Consider the following 2,765-nt stretch of genomic DNA (forward strand, 5'->3'; position numbering starts at 1 on the left):
TGCTGAAAATCGTCTCTCATCCGCCAAAACATCTTCGGCGTTGTAAGGTTAAGCCTCACGGTTCATTAGTACCGGTTAGCTCAACGCATCGCTGCGCTTACACACCCGGCCTATCAACGTCGTCGTCTTCAACGTTCCTTCAGGAGACTTTAAGTCTCAGGGAGAACTCATCTCGGGGCAAGTTTCGTGCTTAGATGCTTTCAGCACTTATCTCTTCCGCATTTAGCTACCGGGCAGTGCCATTGGCATGACAACCCGAACACCAGTGATGCGTCCACTCCGGTCCTCTCGTACTAGGAGCAGCCCCCCTCAGTTCTCCAGCGCCCACGGCAGATAGGGACCGAACTGTCTCACGACGTTCTAAACCCAGCTCGCGTACCACTTTAAATGGCGAACAGCCATACCCTTGGGACCTACTTCAGCCCCAGGATGTGATGAGCCGACATCGAGGTGCCAAACACCGCCGTCGATATGAACTCTTGGGCGGTATCAGCCTGTTATCCCCGGAGTACCTTTTATCCGTTGAGCGATGGCCCTTCCATTCAGAACCACCGGATCACTATGACCTGCTTTCGCACCTGCTCGCGCCGTCACGCTCGCAGTCAAGCTGGCTTATGCCATTGCACTAACCTCCTGATGTCCGACCAGGATTAGCCAACCTTCGTGCTCCTCCGTTACTCTTTAGGAGGAGACCGCCCCAGTCAAACTACCCACCAGACACTGTCCGCAACCCGGATCACGGGTCCACGTTAGAACATCAAACATTAAAGGGTGGTATTTCAAGGCCGGCTCCACGCAGACTGGCGTCCACGCTTCAAAGCCTCCCACCTATCCTACACATCAAGGCTCAATGTTCAGTGTCAAGCTATAGTAAAGGTTCACGGGGTCTTTCCGTCTTGCCGCGGGTACACTGCATCTTCACAGCGAGTTCAATTTCACTGAGTCTCGGGTGGAGACAGCCTGGCCATCATTACGCCATTCGTGCAGGTCGGAACTTACCCGACAAGGAATTTCGCTACCTTAGGACCGTTATAGTTACGGCCGCCGTTTACCGGGGCTTCGATCAGGAGCTTCGCTTGCGCTGACCCCATCAATTAACCTTCCGGCACCGGGCAGGCGTCACACCGTATACGTCCACTTTCGTGTTTGCACAGTGCTGTGTTTTTAATAAACAGTTGCAGCCAGCTGGTATCTTCGACTGACTTCAGCTCCATGAGTAAATCACTTCACCTACATGTCAGCGTGCCTTCTCCCGAAGTTACGGCACCATTTTGCCTAGTTCCTTCACCCGAGTTCTCTCAAGCGCCTTGGTATTCTCTACCTGACCACCTGTGTCGGTTTGGGGTACGATTTGATGTTACCTGATGCTTAGAGGCTTTTCCTGGAAGCAGGGCATTTGTTGCTTCAGCACCGTAGTGCCTCGTCATCACGCCTCAGTGTTAAAGTGAACCGGATTTACCTGGAACACACACCTACACGCTTAAACCGGGACAACCGTCGCCCGGCCAACATAGCCTTCTCCGTCCCCCCTTCGCAGTAACACCAAGTACGGGAATATTAACCCGTTTCCCATCGACTACGCCTTTCGGCCTCGCCTTAGGGGTCGACTCACCCTGCCCCGATTAACGTTGGACAGGAACCCTTGGTCTTCCGGCGAGCGGGCTTTTCACCCGCTTTATCGTTACTTATGTCAGCATTCGCACTTCTGATACCTCCAGCAACCCTCACAGGCCACCTTCACAGGCTTACAGAACGCTCCCCTACCCAACAACACCAAAGTGTCGCTGCCGCAGCTTCGGTGCATGGTTTAGCCCCGTTACATCTTCCGCGCAGGCCGACTCGACCAGTGAGCTATTACGCTTTCTTTAAATGATGGCTGCTTCTAAGCCAACATCCTGGCTGTCTGGGCCTTCCCACATCGTTTCCCACTTAACCATGACTTTGGGACCTTAGCTGGCGGTCTGGGTTGTTTCCCTCTTCACGACGGACGTTAGCACCCGCCGTGTGTCTCCCGTGATAACATTCTCCGGTATTCGCAGTTTGCATCGGGTTGGTAAGCCGGGATGGCCCCCTAGCCGAAACAGTGCTCTACCCCCGGAGATGAATTCACGAGGCGCTACCTAAATAGCTTTCGGGGAGAACCAGCTATCTCCCGGTTTGATTGGCCTTTCACCCCCAGCCACAGGTCATCCGCTAATTTTTCAACATTAGTCGGTTCGGTCCTCCAGTTAGTGTTACCCAACCTTCAACCTGCCCATGGCTAGATCACCGGGTTTCGGGTCTATACCCTGCAACTTAACGCCCAATTAAGACTCGGTTTCCCTCCGGCTCCCCTATACGGTTAACCTTGCTACAGAATATAAGTCGCTGACCCATTATACAAAAGGTACGCAGTCACCCCACCACTAAGCCCCCTCTGCTTCTTTTGCGGTTGAACGTCGCTTGCGCTCCGTTAACCGTATCCTCAGCAAAGGATGCGTATGTGGAGTTCACCACTGGCTTAGTGGTGGGGCTCCCACTGCTTGTACGTACACGGTTTCAGGTTCTTTTTCACTCCCCTCGCCGGGGTTCTTTTCGCCTTTCCCTCACGGTACTGGTTCACTATCGGTCAGTCAGGAGTATTTAGCCTTGGAGGATGGTCCCCCCATATTCAGACAGGATACCACGTGTCCCGCCCTACTCATCGAGCTCACAGCACATGCGCTTTTGTGTACGGGGCTGTCACCCTGTATCGCGCGCCTTTCCAGACGCTTCCACTAACACAC

At 53.7% G+C, this 2,765-nt stretch carries 1 rRNA gene; it reads right to left on the minus strand.

Annotated elements, in window-relative coordinates:
• Positions 1 to 44: 44 nt before the first annotated feature.
• Positions 45 to 2,765 (minus strand): 23S ribosomal RNA (locus ABVN44_RS24625); the annotation flags it as partial.

It is taken from the genome of Salmonella sp. SJTUF15570, from assembly GCF_043357055.1.
GTDB lineage: Bacteria > Pseudomonadota > Gammaproteobacteria > Enterobacterales > Enterobacteriaceae > Salmonella > Salmonella enterica.